Origin of the sequence: Thalassobaculum litoreum DSM 18839, from assembly GCF_900102465.1 — a bacterium.
GTDB classification, from domain to species: Bacteria; Pseudomonadota; Alphaproteobacteria; order Thalassobaculales; family Thalassobaculaceae; genus Thalassobaculum; species Thalassobaculum litoreum.
Genome location: NZ_FNBW01000009.1, coordinates 164,252 through 176,848, shown reverse-complemented (window position 1 = coordinate 176,848; position 12,597 = coordinate 164,252). Strand labels below are relative to the sequence as shown.

Annotated in this window: 13 protein-coding genes; 8 read left to right on the top strand and 5 right to left on the bottom strand. The window is 68.2% G+C overall.

Features of this window, described 5'->3' with window-relative positions:
• Window positions 1-102 precede the first annotated feature (102 nt).
• Genes BLS34_RS15745 through BLS34_RS15730 form a run of 4 tightly spaced genes read left to right on the top strand, consistent with a single transcriptional unit; the run spans window position 103 to window position 3,336 of the window.
• Window positions 103-558 (top strand): secondary thiamine-phosphate synthase enzyme YjbQ, encoded by a 456-nt coding sequence (locus tag BLS34_RS15745; protein WP_245701988.1) that lies wholly within the window; start codon window positions 103-105, stop codon window positions 556-558.
• Between the two features lie 5 nt (window positions 559-563).
• Window positions 564-1,844 (top strand): amidase, encoded by a 1,281-nt coding sequence (locus BLS34_RS15740; protein WP_093151678.1) that lies wholly within the window; start codon window positions 564-566, stop codon window positions 1,842-1,844.
• Window positions 1,845-1,889: 45 nt separating this feature from the next.
• Window positions 1,890-2,636 (top strand): creatininase family protein, encoded by a 747-nt coding sequence (locus BLS34_RS15735; RefSeq protein ID WP_028794262.1) that lies wholly within the window; start codon window positions 1,890-1,892, stop codon window positions 2,634-2,636.
• A 13-nt stretch (window positions 2,637-2,649) separates the two neighbouring features.
• Window positions 2,650-3,336 carry a cytochrome b/b6 domain-containing protein gene (locus BLS34_RS15730; protein WP_093151676.1) on the top strand — a complete coding sequence of 229 codons (687 nt, stop codon included), beginning with the start codon at window positions 2,650-2,652 and terminating at the stop codon, window positions 3,334-3,336.
• 64 nt (window positions 3,337-3,400) lie between these two features.
• Here BLS34_RS15730 and BLS34_RS15725 read toward each other — a convergent pair whose 3' ends face one another.
• Window positions 3,401-3,835 (bottom strand): c-type cytochrome, encoded by a 435-nt coding sequence (locus tag BLS34_RS15725; protein WP_175474252.1) that lies wholly within the window; start codon window positions 3,833-3,835, stop codon window positions 3,401-3,403.
• A gap of 348 nt (window positions 3,836-4,183) precedes the next feature.
• Between BLS34_RS15725 and BLS34_RS15720 the strand changes: the two genes are divergently transcribed.
• From BLS34_RS15720 to BLS34_RS15710, 3 genes are all read left to right on the top strand, one after another.
• Window positions 4,184-4,570 carry a hypothetical protein gene (locus BLS34_RS15720; RefSeq protein ID WP_139189352.1) on the top strand — a complete coding sequence of 129 codons (387 nt, stop codon included), beginning with the start codon at window positions 4,184-4,186 and terminating at the stop codon, window positions 4,568-4,570.
• Between the two features lie 158 nt (window positions 4,571-4,728).
• Entirely contained in the window at window positions 4,729-6,363 is a 1,635-nt protein-coding gene (locus tag BLS34_RS15715) for a long-chain-fatty-acid--CoA ligase (RefSeq protein ID WP_093151671.1), read from the top strand.
• A 40-nt stretch (window positions 6,364-6,403) separates the two neighbouring features.
• The gene (locus BLS34_RS15710; protein ID WP_051244580.1) at window positions 6,404-7,633 is read left to right on the top strand and encodes an MFS transporter; all 1,230 of its coding nucleotides are present in this window, start codon (window positions 6,404-6,406) and stop codon (window positions 7,631-7,633) included.
• 18 nt (window positions 7,634-7,651) lie between these two features.
• Here the strand turns inward: BLS34_RS15710 and BLS34_RS15705 are convergent, their stop codons facing one another.
• A complete protein-coding gene (locus BLS34_RS15705; protein ID WP_084618823.1) occupies window positions 7,652-8,458 on the bottom strand; it encodes a DUF169 domain-containing protein in 807 nt (268 codons plus the stop codon).
• Between the two features lie 125 nt (window positions 8,459-8,583).
• Between BLS34_RS15705 and BLS34_RS15700 the strand changes: the two genes are divergently transcribed.
• Entirely contained in the window at window positions 8,584-9,762 is a 1,179-nt protein-coding gene (locus tag BLS34_RS15700) for a CaiB/BaiF CoA transferase family protein (RefSeq protein WP_175474251.1), read from the top strand.
• A 15-nt stretch (window positions 9,763-9,777) separates the two neighbouring features.
• Here the strand turns inward: BLS34_RS15700 and BLS34_RS15695 are convergent, their stop codons facing one another.
• The 3 genes from BLS34_RS15695 to BLS34_RS15685 form a co-directional block, all read right to left on the bottom strand.
• Entirely contained in the window at window positions 9,778-10,224 is a 447-nt protein-coding gene (locus BLS34_RS15695) for a VOC family protein (protein WP_093151666.1), read from the bottom strand.
• A gap of 97 nt (window positions 10,225-10,321) precedes the next feature.
• Window positions 10,322-11,149 (bottom strand): alpha/beta hydrolase, encoded by an 828-nt coding sequence (locus BLS34_RS15690; RefSeq protein ID WP_093151663.1) that lies wholly within the window; start codon window positions 11,147-11,149, stop codon window positions 10,322-10,324.
• Between the two features lie 46 nt (window positions 11,150-11,195).
• A complete protein-coding gene (locus BLS34_RS15685; RefSeq protein WP_093151661.1) occupies window positions 11,196-12,428 on the bottom strand; it encodes a hydantoinase/carbamoylase family amidase in 1,233 nt (410 codons plus the stop codon).
• Between the last annotated feature and the right edge of the window lie 169 nt (window positions 12,429-12,597).

The following is a 12,597-nucleotide window of genomic DNA, read 5'->3' as shown; positions in this document are numbered from 1 at the left end:
TACTCCGGCGGGATACGGTGGCCCGAGGCTAGAGAGACCCCGGACCGCCGACAAGACGGAAGGGGCAAGCCGCGTGGACAGCATGGAGTGGGAACGGCAACGGTGTTGAGGGAACGCGCGATCACCACCTCGGAGGTCACCCGGCAGGCGCTGAGCGAGATCACGGTGGCGACGCCGGGCGCCGGGCTGATCGACATCACCGAGCGGATCGGCAGCTTCGTCGCCGAGTCCGGTCTGGCGGACGGGCTGTTGACGGTCTTCGTGCGTCACACCTCGGCGTCCCTGCTGATCCAGGAGAACGCCGATCCGGACGTCCGGGTCGATCTCGACCGCTTCTTTGCCAAGCTGGCGCCCTGGGACCCGACGCTCTATCGGCATTCGACCGAGGGAGCGGACGACATGCCGGCCCATATCCGCAGCGCGCTGACCCAGACCACCCTGACCATTCCCGTTGCCGGCGGCCGACCGGTTCTCGGTACCTGGCAGGGGATCTATCTGTACGAACATCGCGAGCATCCGCATCGCCGCCACATCGTTCTCCACCTGATGGGAGCCTGACCGACATGACGAACGCCCCGCATCGCCTCGGTGCCCTGGAGGCCCTGCGTGCCATCGAAGGCGGAACGCTGACGCCGGAAGCGCTGATGGAGTCCTGCCTGGAACGGGCGGCTGCGCGGGACGGCGAGGTCGGCGCCTTCATCCATCTCGACGCGGAGCAGGCCCGCGACGCCGCCCGCGCCTCCACCGCGTCGGGTCCGCTCGGCGGCCTGCCGGTGGCGGTGAAGGACATCATCGAGACCGCCGACATGCCGACCGGCTACGGCTCCTCGATCTATGTCGGCCACCAGCCCGAGGAGGACGCCGCCGTGGTCGCCCGGACCCGGTCGGCCGGCGGCGTGGTGATGGGCAAGACGGTGTCCACCGAGTTCGCCTGGCGCAATCCGGGCAAGACCCGCAACCCGCACGGGCTCGACCATACGCCCGGCGGCTCGTCCAGCGGCTCGGCCGCGGCGGTCGGCGATTTCATGGTGCCGCTGGCCTTCGGTACCCAGACGGCGGGCTCGGTGATCCGGCCGGCCGCCTATTGCGGCGTGGTCGGCTTCAAGCCGACCTTCGGAACCCATGACCGGCGCGGGGTGAAGGAGCTGTCGCGCTACCTCGATACGGTGGGCACCTTTGCCCGCTCGGTCGCCGACATCGCCCATTTCGACTACGCCCTGCGCGGCGAGCCCGCACCCCGTCTCGACGGGTTCGACGGGGCCGCCCCGCGCCTCGCCTTCCACGTGCCCTTCGCCGACAAGATCGAGGAGGATGCGGTCGACGTGATGGAGCGGGTGCGGATCGCGGTGCAGACCGCCGGGGCGTCGGTGGTCGGTCTGGTCGACTGGACCGCTTTCGAGAAGATGGACGACATCCATATGCGCCTGATGACCGCCGAGGCGGCGCGGGCGCTGGCCTGGGAATACGACAACCACGCCGACAAGCTGAGCGAGTTCTATCGCGAGACCATCGCCGCCGGCCGCAAGATCGACGATACCGAGCTGTACCAGCTTCAGGCCGATGCGGACGCCTTCCGTAACGACGCGGCGGCGCGGCTGGACGGGATCGACGCGATCCTGACCGTGCCGGCGGCGGGCGAGGCGCCGGAGGGGCTTTCCTTCACCGGCGACCCGCTGTTCAACAAGATCTGGACGCTGCTGCGCTGGCCCTGCGTCACCATTCCGGCGGGCAAGGGCGACCAGGGGCTGCCCCTGGGCGTGCAGATCGTCACCGGCTATGGCGAGGACGCGAAAGCCCTGGCGGTCGCGGACTGGATCGAACGCGCGCTTCAGGCGGATCAATAAGCAAGCAAGGCCGGGATACGGCGGAGCTTTGACGAGGAGAGTGGAATGCGATTGCAGTTGATGACGTGGATGGAGGTGGAAGCCCACCTCAACGGCAACCGGGGCATCATCATCCCCATCGGCTCGACCGAGCAGCACGGGCCGAACGGCCTGTTCGGTACCGACGCCATCTGTCCCGAAGTGATCGCCGACCGGGCGGCGGAGACGCTCGGCTGCATCGTCGGCCCGACCATCTCCATCGGCATGGCCCAGCATCACCTGGCCTTCCCGGGCTCGATCGCCCTGCGGCCCTCGACCCTGATGGCGGTGGTGCGGGACAGCGTACTGTCGCTGGCGCGCAACGGGTTCGAGCGGTTCTATTTCCTGAACGGCCACGGCGGCAACATCGCCACCGTGTCGGCCGCCTTCAGCGAGATCTATGCCGAGAAGAGCCTCGCCGTCGGTCCCAATCAACCGCATGTCCGCTGCAAGCTGGCCAACTGGTTCGCCTTCCCGGCCGTCAAAGAGATCAGCAAGGAACTCTATGGCGACCGGGATGGCAGCCACGCCACCGCCTCGGAGATTTCCGTCACCCAGTACGCCTACCCGGAGCACATCAAGAAAGTAGACATGGACCCGGCCCCGCCGCGCCCGCGTCCGTTCTACGATGCCGAGGATTACCGACTGATTCACCCGGACGGCCGCATCGGCGCCGACAGCTTCCTTGCCACGCCGGAAGCCGGCGCCAGATTGGTGGAAGCCAGTGCGGCGGGGGTGGTCGAGGATTACCGCTCCTTCATGGCGGAGGCATAAGCGGGAGCGTCTCATGGGCGAATACGACGGCAAGCCGGCCGACGTGGTGCCGGTCCGGGTCTGGGACCGGCCGCTGCGGCTGTTTCACTGGGCTCTGGTGCTGTGCCTCGCCGGCTCGTGGATCACCGGCGAGCAGGGCATGCTCGAGTGGCACGAGCGCTTCGGGCTCACGGCCATCGCGCTGGTCGTGTTCCGCGTGATCTGGGGCTTCGTCGGCGGCGAGTTCGCCCGGTTCTCCAGCTTCGTGCGCGGTCCCGGCGCGGTCGTCTCCTATCTGCGCGAAACCCTGGCCGGCCGGCACCCGGAGCATGCCGGGCACAACCCGCTGGGCGCGCTCGCCGTGCTGGCGCTGCTGCTGCTGGTCGGAACCCAGGCGACCCTCGGCCTGTTCGCCAACGACGACATTCTTTACGAGGGGCCTCTGTATCACCTCGTCGGATCCAGCCTGTCGGGCACCCTGACCGGCCTGCACCATCAGCTTTTCGACATCCTGCTGATCGTGGTGATCCTCCATGTGGTGGCGGTGATCGCCTACATGGTCTTCCTGCGCGACGACCTGATCCTGCCAATGTTCACCGGAATGAAGCGTCTGGCGCCGAAGGACGTGCCTGCACGCGTGCGGCGGACGCCGTGGTGGGTGGCGCTGGCGATCCTGATCGTCTGCGGCGCCGCCGCCTACGGGCTCACGCTGCTCGGCTGAAACGGAAAGGCCGGCGCGAGGGCCGGCCTGTCCTTGTCCGAACGGTGTCCGAACGGCGCGGCGGTCACTTCTCGGCGCGATAGGCCTTGTGGCAGGCGCCGCAGGTGGCGCCGGTCGCCTTGAGCTGCTCACCCAGCGCGGCGGCATCGCCGGCTTCGGCCACGGCTTCCAGCTTCTGCACCGCGGCGAGATGGTCCGCGGCGGCCTTCTCGAAACCGGCCCAGTCGGACCAGATCGCCGGCAGGGCGCGGGTGTCGCCGGTCCCGGAGCCTTCGGGGAACCGCGAAGGGATGGATTTGGCGAAGACGACCATCGCCTTGGCCGGTTCGACGGCGGCGGACGCATTGCCGGAGTCGACCGCGGCCTTCACCGCCTTCAGGTTGTCGCCATGCGCCTTGAAGCCCTTGACCCGCTCGTCGACGACATCGGCAAACGCAGCGCCGGCGACCATGGTCATGCCGAGGGCGGCCGCCATGGCAAGCGTCGAAAACATCTTCATTCTTTTTTCTCCTCTAGTCGTCCCGGTCGTTGTGCCGGCGTCAGCAAGGTAACCCGGATCGCGGCACGGCAAGACCTGCGTCATAGGGCCGGGCGGGAACAACCCCATGCTCTCACGTCAATGTGATGGGGCGATGACGCCCGGATTTTCTTCCAACGTTCCGCCGCCAGCCACACTCCGGCCTTGTGCCGGGGCAAGGCTCGAGGCGTACGGAACCTGGAAGGGCTCGCCCTGGCATTTCCCTCCCTTCCCGCGCCTCGCTTCCACAATGTCGACAGAGCGGGCGCGACTCCGTAGAATCGAAGCGATTCGGCACGGACACGACAACCAGCGGGAAGGGGACGCAGCGTGACGGACGACCGCGTAGTTCTCTTGCACCCTGGTCGCAAGGCCGAGGAACCGGCCCTGGACTCCACACCCGAGACCGTCGAGGCGGCGCCGGCGCCGACCCGGCTGACCGTGGGGATCGAGGTGCCGGCCGACCGGCGGTCCGTGCTGCTGGTGCAGACCATCGCCCAGCTTGCCACCCTCGCCAAGGAGGCCGGGGTGCCGCTCGACGACGGGCTCGCCGAAGGGGCCGAGCGGCTTGCCCGCAACCTGCGCGGCGCGGGTCTCGCCCTGCCGGCCCATCTGGAAGACGCGCTGGAGGATATCGCCCGCGCGCTCTCGCCGCCGGAGCCGGAGGAGCCGCGGGGCACGGTGCTGCCGTTCCGCGTCGTTTCCGCCGACGACTGATTCCGACGTCACGCCCGCGCCCATTGCGGCAACTGCCCGATGCCAAGCTCAACCGGCACCTGACGGCCCGACCGTTCGCCGTCGATCTCGACAGGCCGGGCGGTGGCGTAGTTAGCTGGTGGGCATAAGAGACAAAAAAGCATTGGGAGGAATGGGCGATGCTGCAGGGCCAGATGATGGACCGGCCGCTGATGATCTCCGACATCGTCACCTATGCGGCGGAGATCCGCGGGGACCAGGAGATCGTCTCGGCCCGGGTCGAGGGCGACCGGCACCGATATACCTACAAGGATCTGGCGGGACGTGCGGCCCAGCTTGCCGGGGCCCTGCGCAAGCTCGGCATCGGCCCGGGCGACCGGGTGGCGACTCTGGCCTGGAACGGCTACCGGCACCTGGAGCTGTATTACGGGATCTCCGGGATCGGCGCGGTCTGCCACACCATCAACCCGCGTCTCTTCGCCGAGCAGATCGTCTATGTGGTCGGCCACGCCGAGGACAAGGTGCTGTTCCTCGACGCCACCTTCGTGCCCCTGGTCCAGGGGTTGCGCGACAGGCTGCCGAAGGGGCTGCGCTACGTGGTGCTCGGCGACGAGACCCACGGGCTGGAGGGCGCCTTGGCCTATGAGGCGCTGCTGGCCGAACAGCCGGCCGAGATCGACTGGCCGGTCTTCGACGAGCGTACCGCCAGCGGGATCTGCTACACCTCGGGCACCACCGGCCACCCCAAGGGCGTGCTCTACACCCATCGTTCGACCCTGCTGCATTCCTACGGGCTGATGGCGATCGCCACCGAGGTCGGGCTGACCCCGACGGACAGCATCCTGCCGGTGGTGCCGCTGTTCCACGTCAACGCCTGGGGACTGCCCTATGCCATGCCGCTGACCGGCACCCGGATCGTCATGCCGGGGCCGAAGCTGGACGGCGAGAACCTGTTCCGGCTGATGGAAGAGGAGGCGGTGACCTCGGCCTGGGGCGTGCCAACCGTGTGGCTCGGCCTGCTCGGCGAGATGCGCAAGCAGGGCCGCAAGCCGACCGGATTCGACGTGGTGGTGATCGGCGGCTCGGCCGCTCCGGAGCCGATGATCCGCGAGTTCGAGGTCGATTTCGGCGTCCGCGTCGTGCACGGCTGGGGCATGACGGAGATGAGCCCGGTTGGAACGCTCACGACCATGGGCCCGTCCCTGAACGCCCTGCCGGAGGCGGAGAAGCGCGCCTTCAAGACCAGCCAGGGCCGCCGCATGTTCGGCTGCGAGCTGAAGATCGTGGACGAGGCGGGCGACCGCCTGCCCCATGACGGCGTCGCCTTCGGCGAACTGCTGGTGCGGGGCCATGGCGTCATGGACGGCTATTTCGGCGACGCCGAGGCCAGTGCGGCCGTCTTCGACGACGAGGGATGGATGCGCACCGGCGACGTCGCCAAGATCGACGTGCACGGCTTCCTCTACATCGTCGACCGTACCAAGGACGTCATCAAGTCCGGGGGCGAGTGGATCAGCTCCCTCGACCTGGAGGGAGCGGCACTCGGCCATCCGGCCATCGCCGAATGCGCGGTGATCGCCGCCGCCCATCCGAAATGGGGCGAGCGACCGCTGCTGGTGGCCCGCCTGGAACAGGGCAGGACGGCCACGCCGGAGGACATCCGCGCCTATCTCTCCGACAAGGTCGCAAAGTGGTGGTTGCCGGACGACGTGGTTTTCGTCGACGATCTTCCCCATACCGCGACCGGCAAGCTGTCGAAGCTGACCCTGCGCGAGCGGTTCAAGGATCACGTCCTGCCGACGGCCGCACAGTAAGGCGGTCTCGGCCTTCCGGAAGGCCAAATGGGACCGACAGATGAGTGAAGACGCGGCGGTGAGCGCCGAACCCCCGGCGCCGCGTATCCGCTGGGCGATCCTGTTCGGCGTCTGGACGGCGTATTTCTGCTTCGGGCTGACCATCGCCGGCCTTGCGCCCATCATCGGCCCGATCACCCGCGACCTGGAGATCAGCCACACCGCCATGGGCGGGGTGCTGGGCATCTGGCAGCTCACCTATATCGTGGCGGCGGTTCCCGGCGGCAGCTTCCTCGACCGGGTCGGCGCGCGCCGGGCGATCTTTCTCGGCGCCATGATCGTCGCCCTGTCCGGCCTGCTGCGCGGCGTGGCCGACAGTGCCGTCATGCTGTTCGTCGCCGTGGCGATCTTCGGAATCGGCGGCCCTATCGTGTCGGCCGGCGCGCCGAAGGAGATCGCCCGCTGGTTCAAGGGCAGCGACCGCGGCTTCGCCATGGGCATCTACATCACCGGTCCGGCGATCGGCTCGATCGTCGCGCTGTCGCTGACCAACTCGGTGCTGATGCCGTATTTCGACGGGGACTGGCGCGCGGTGCTGCTGCTGTGGTCGGCCGTTGCGGCGTTTGGCGCCTGCACGTGGTTGGCGATCGCCAGTCTGCCGGCGGCGCGCCGTCACGACCCGCCGGCCTCCGCCGCCAAACCGCGACCGCAGAAGGAGGTCATCGGCGAACTGGTGCGCCTGCCGGCGGTGCGTCTGCTCTTGGCCATGAGCGTGGCGATCTTCGCCCTGAACCACGGGCTGAACAACTGGCTGCCGGAGATCCTGCGGGTCGGCGGCATGACGCCGGTTGAAGCCGGGTACTGGGCGACGGTGCCGACCCTGATCGGGATCGTCGCGTCGCTGACCATTCCGCGTCTGGCGACACCCGAGCGCCGCCATCTGGTGTTGGGGCTGCTGGCGGCGGGGGCGGTACTCGCCTGCCTGCTGCTCTGGGTCGCCGGCCAGCCGGCGCTGACCATCGGTCTGGCGCTGCAGGGTATCGCGCGGTCCTCGCTGATGACGGTGGCGATCCTGACCCTGGTGGAGACCAAGGGCGTGGGCGAGGAGCGTGCCGGCACGGCGAGCGGGCTGTTCTTCTCCGCTGCCGAAGTCGGCGGCGCCGGCGGCCCGATCCTGCTGGGCCTGGTGTACGACGCCACCCACAGCTTCGATCTGTCCCTGTGGATCCTGGCTGGCGTGGCGGGGTTCCTGCTGCTCGGCACGCTTCGGCTGAAGACGCTGCAGAGCTGAGGCTCAAACAGCTCCTCGTCAGCCGTAGCTCTTCGACATCCCGATCGCCGGGTCGGCGAAGGCGCCGAACGGGGGGTAGGGATAGCGCAGGCCGTTCTTCGACAGGCCTTTCAGCCCCTCCACTCCGCGCAGGAATTCGTCCGGCGGGCAGGCCATCAGCAACTCGTCGTCCGCCACCCCGCCATAGCGCCGCTCGGCGTAGCAGGGGATGGACAGGCTAGTCTGCCTCGTGCTCAGCGCCCGGCCCCAACTGTCGGCGCAGGCGCTCTCGCCGGTGATCGTGAAGTCGTAGCGCCGGTAGTCTTTGAACTGCAGCCCGTTGATGAACAGGATCATCTGTCCCGGCGAGGCATAAAACAGGCACACGTCCGGCGGATCCAGCCGCCCGGTACGCAGGGGCGAGGCACAGAGGCCGGAATACCGCCCCGGCGCCACCCGCGGCATCTCCGCCTGGTGCTTCTTCGCCGCCTCCTGGTTGTCGAACCAGACCCCGGTCATCTGCTCGCCCGAGGCCAGCCGTTCCGGCACCTCCTCCAGCCCGATATTGGCGCCGCAGCTCGCGTTCGGCCGCAGGTTGTCCTTGACGATCCCAAGGGTGAACCCGGCGGTGCGGACCTGGGTGACGAGCTGGCAGGTGGTGAAGGGGATGCCGTCCATCGGCGTGCGCACGCCCGGCACCGCCTTCATCTCCTCCACATCCTCGAACAGCTTCATACCGAAGGGATAGGTGCGCAGCTTCAGCAGGTCGGACAACTCGGCGGAGGCCTGTTTGACGGTCTCGCCGGTGATGGCTGCGGAAATGGACGTGGTGTCGGTGTCGGTCATGGCGGTCTCCCGTTGCGGTCTTTTTCTCGCCTGCTGCGCCCAGGTGCTGCACGCGGCGGCGTTTCCGCGCTAGCGTGCTGGTTGCGGGACCGGGCGGCAAGACCCGGCGAATCAGGGAGGATTGCGTGGCGAGAGCGTTCGAGGGAATCCGCGTCGTCGACTTCACCCAGGTGCTGTCGGGGCCGTACATGACGTCCCTGCTGGCCCAGGAGGGGGCGGACGTCATCAAGATCGAGGCGCCCGGGCCCGGCGGTGGCGATCAGATGCGCAACCGGATGATCCCCAGCAAATACACCGATATCGACATGGGCTCCGCCTTTCTGGCGCTGAATCCGGGCAAGCGCAGCGTCGCGCTGGACCTGAAATCGGAGGAGGGGCGGGGCATTGCCCACCGGTTGATCGAGACGGCGGACGTGGTCGCCCAGAACTTCCGCGGCGGGGTGGCCGAACGGCTCGGACTTGGCTGGGAGGACGTGAAGGCGATCAAGCCGGACGTGGTCTACTGCCAGATCACCGGCTACGGGGCCACCGGCCCGCGCTCCAAGGAAGGGGCCTATGACGGCGCGATTCAGGCCGCTTCGGGGATGATGTCGACCAACGGCTCGCCCGAGACCGGGCCGATGCGCACCGGTTACTTCCCGGTCGACCTGTTTACCGGCGCCTCGGCCGCCTTTGCGGTCGCCGCCGCCCTGTTCCGCCGCGAGCGGACCGGGGAGGGGCAGTATCTCGACATCTCCATGCTGGATGCCGCCCTGAACATCCAGGCGCCGTCCATCGCCCAGTGGAGTATCGACGGCAATCCGGGCGGGTTGATCGGCAACAGTTCGGCCACCCACCTGCCGACCGCGAACAGCTTCGACTGCGCCGACGGCACGGTGTTGATGTCGGCGACCATGCAGACCCATGTGCAGGCGGTGTTCGAGGAGCTGGGCATCGCCGATCTGCTGACGGACACGCGTTTCGCCGACAGCAAGGCCCGGATCGCCAACCGGGAGCTGGTGGACAGCACGCTGCGGCAGGCGTTCCTGGCGGATACGGCCGCCAACTGGGCAAGGCGTCTGGGGGCGCGGGGTGTGCCGATCAGTCGGGTGAATTCCATTCCGGAAGCCGTGGAGGAGCCGCAGCTCGCGCACCGGGGCACGCTGGCGGAGGTGCCGGCACCCAAGGGGTTCGACCATCCGGTGCGCCTGGCGATGGCGCCGTACAGAAGCGCGGCGGACGGGCCGCGTTTCGACCGTCCGCCGCCTGGATTGGGGGAGCATACCGAGGAGATTCTTGCCGAACTCGGCATCACCCCCGGCTAGGCTCGCGGGCCGGGCTTACCAGCTGCCGGTGTTCTCCATGGAGGCCCAGGGCTCTGCCGGGTCCTTGGGACCGTCGGCATTCAGCAGCTCGATGGAGATGCCGTCCGGCGACTTCACGAAGGCCATGTAGCCGTCGCGCGGCGGGCGGTTGATGGTCACGCCGTTGTCCATCAGCTTCTGACAGGTGGCGTAGACGTCGTCGACGCGGAAGGCGAGGTGGCCCCAGGCGCGGCCCTCGACCTTGTAGTCTTCCGGATCCCAATTGTGGGTCAGCTCCAGCATCGGCGCCTTCTTGTCGGAGGCGGCGCTTTCCTTGTCCTCGGGAGCGGCCAGGAAGATGTTGGTGAACCGGCCCTTCTCGCTGTCGTAGCGGCGGATCTCCTCCAGCCCGAGCAGACCGCAGTAGAAGTTCAGGCTCTCGTCCACGTCTTTGATGCGGACCATGGTGTGGAGGTATTGCATCGGCGCTCTCCGTTGGTGCGGGGCTGTTGATTGGTGGGGGAGATTTGACCCCTCCGGCCGGCGATGGCAACCCCCGGCCTACAACCGTCGGGATACCTCAGAGGCCGCGGCCGTCGAGCCAGCGCAGTACGTCCGCGCGGGTCGGGGCCAGGAAGGCGAGCCGCTTTGAGAAGGCGCCGATCACCCCGGCATGGGCGACCTTGGGATAGGTGATCACCGTCACGTCGCCACCCAGACGCTCGATTGCGGCGGCGAGGTTGGCGGTGTTCTTCGGCAGCACCGTCCTGTCCGCCTCGCCATGCACCAGCAGCAGGGGCGGCGCGTCGCCGCGGGCATAGGCGATCGGCTGGCTGGCGTCCGGATCGCCGCCGGGGGCCAGGATCGGGCGGAGATTGTCGGACAGCGGCAGGAAATCATACGGCCCGGCCAGCCCGACCGTGGCCTTCACCGTCGCGTCCACGTCGATCCCCTCAGCCGCCAGCCATGTGCTGTCGAGGGTCAGCATCATCGCGATATGGGCGCCGGCGGAGTGGCCGATCAGAATCACCGGCCGGTCGAGCCTGCGCCAGACGGCGGCCACGGCCTTCGCCCCGTCTTCGACGAAGGCGGGGAAGGTGACGTCCGGATACAGCCGGTAGTCCGGGATGGCGACCGTGTAGCCGGCCTTGGCCAGGGTCTGAGCGACGAAACGGTACTTGTTCTTGTCGCCGGTCTTCCAACCGCCGCCATAGAAATAGACGATTGCCGGCGCATCGCGCCGGGGCCCGGTCGGCTCGTAGAGGTCGTAGGTCCGGCGCGGTCCTTCGCCGTAGGGAATGCCCTGCACCCGCTCGTAGCCGGTCTTCGGCGTGAGATGGTCGACGATCTGCAGCGGCGAGCAGGCGGCGAGGAACGAGAGCACGAACAGTCCAATCAATCGGCACATGCCGTTTATACGGGATGCGCGACGGATTGGACGTATGACCGGCGCTCTATCCCTTTGCCGCGGCCAGCAGGTCGCCGACCGCCCCGGCGAAAACCCGGGCGCCGGCGATGATGTCCGCGTCGGAAGTGTTCTCGCTCCAGTGGTGGGAGACGCCGTTGATGCTGGGCACGAACAGCATGGCGCAGGGGATGTAGGGGGCCAGCGTGCGCGCGTCGTGGCCAGCACCGCTCGGCATCAGGGTGTGCTTGCCCGGACAGACCCGCTCGGCCGAGGCGGTGAAGGCGGCCTTCAGCGTCTCGTCCATCAGCGCCGGCTTGGTGATACTGACGATCTCCAGGCGGACGTCGCAGGGACCGTTGGTGTCTTCCGCCTTGATCAGCTCCTCGAGCTTGGCATGCATCCGGTCGAGCACCGCAGGGTCGGCGTCGCGGAACTGGAACAGGATCTCCGCCCCGCCCGGCACGATGGCCGGCGCGCCCGGATCCAGCGTGATGCGACCGGTGGTCCATACGCTCAGCTCGGCGGCGATCTTGGGGAACTCGGTCTCGATCGCCTGCAGCAGGCGGGTCGCCGCCACGCCGGCGTCGCGGCGCATCTTCATCATGGTCGTGCCCGCATGGTTCTGCTGGCCCTCGATGACGATCCTGTACTGCCAGGACCCGACGATGGAGGTGACGACCCCGATGGTCAGGTCGTTGGCCTCCAGCCAACCGCCCTGCTCGATATGGGCTTCCAGGAAACAGAGATAGCGCTCGCGCTCCATCTGCCGGCGCGGTTTGCCGGTCAGGCCGGCCTTGTCCAGAGCCTCGCGCAGGGGCAGGCCGTGGGTGCGGTCGACCGCCTGGTCGATGGTCTCCTCGGTGAGCTGACCGACCCAGGAATTGCTGCCGGGCATGTCGCTGAAATGGCCTTCCTCGTCGGCGAAGGCGATCACGTCGACGCCGCTTTCCCCGTAGGCGCCGCTCTCGGCCACGGCGCGGGCGGCCTCCAGCGCGTAGAGCACGCCCAGCGCCCCGTCGAGCCACCCGGCCTCGTTCTGGGTCTCGATATGGGAGCCGGCGAGGATATGCGGACCCTTGCCGGGCGCGCGGCCGATGACGTTGGCGATGCCGTCGATCTCCGCCTCGTGGCCGATGGCCCGCAGCTTGTCGACCAGCCAGTGCCGGGACCTGATGTCGTCCGCCGACAGGGTCGGGCGGTGCACCCCGGTCTTGAAGGTGCCGATCTTGCGCAGGTCGTAGAAGTCCGCAAGCAGGCGGTCGGCATTGATTTCGAGCATCTCGGGCCTCCATCGGGCATTTGGCGGGCAACAGTGCCGGGGAACCGCCGGGCGTCAGGAACGCTGCCCGGGTCTGCCGTACGCGTTTGGTGCGGTGCACAAAAGTCTGGCCGAGTCTGGACCCGCTTCTCAAGAGGGGAAACGCATCCGGGCGGGTCGGATCCGATGC

What these genes read in the sequence shown, in the direction of transcription:
- BLS34_RS15740 (WP_093151678.1), top strand. Translation starts at nt 564, where the DNA reads ATGACGAACGCCCCGCATCGCCTCGGTGCCCTGGAGGCCCTGCGTGCC.
- BLS34_RS15735 (WP_028794262.1), top strand. Translation starts at nt 1,890, where the DNA reads ATGCGATTGCAGTTGATGACGTGGATGGAGGTGGAAGCCCACCTCAAC.
- BLS34_RS15730 (WP_093151676.1), top strand. Translation starts at nt 2,650, where the DNA reads ATGGGCGAATACGACGGCAAGCCGGCCGACGTGGTGCCGGTCCGGGTC.
- BLS34_RS15725 (WP_175474252.1), bottom strand. Translation starts at nt 3,835, where the DNA reads ATGAAGATGTTTTCGACGCTTGCCATGGCGGCCGCCCTCGGCATGACC.
- BLS34_RS15715 (WP_093151671.1), top strand. Translation starts at nt 4,729, where the DNA reads ATGCTGCAGGGCCAGATGATGGACCGGCCGCTGATGATCTCCGACATC.
- BLS34_RS15710 (WP_051244580.1), top strand. Translation starts at nt 6,404, where the DNA reads ATGAGTGAAGACGCGGCGGTGAGCGCCGAACCCCCGGCGCCGCGTATC.
- BLS34_RS15705 (WP_084618823.1), bottom strand. Translation starts at nt 8,458, where the DNA reads ATGACCGACACCGACACCACGTCCATTTCCGCAGCCATCACCGGCGAG.
- BLS34_RS15695 (WP_093151666.1), bottom strand. Translation starts at nt 10,224, where the DNA reads ATGCAATACCTCCACACCATGGTCCGCATCAAAGACGTGGACGAGAGC.
- BLS34_RS15690 (WP_093151663.1), bottom strand. Translation starts at nt 11,149, where the DNA reads ATGTGCCGATTGATTGGACTGTTCGTGCTCTCGTTCCTCGCCGCCTGC.
- BLS34_RS15685 (WP_093151661.1), bottom strand. Translation starts at nt 12,428, where the DNA reads ATGCTCGAAATCAATGCCGACCGCCTGCTTGCGGACTTCTACGACCTG.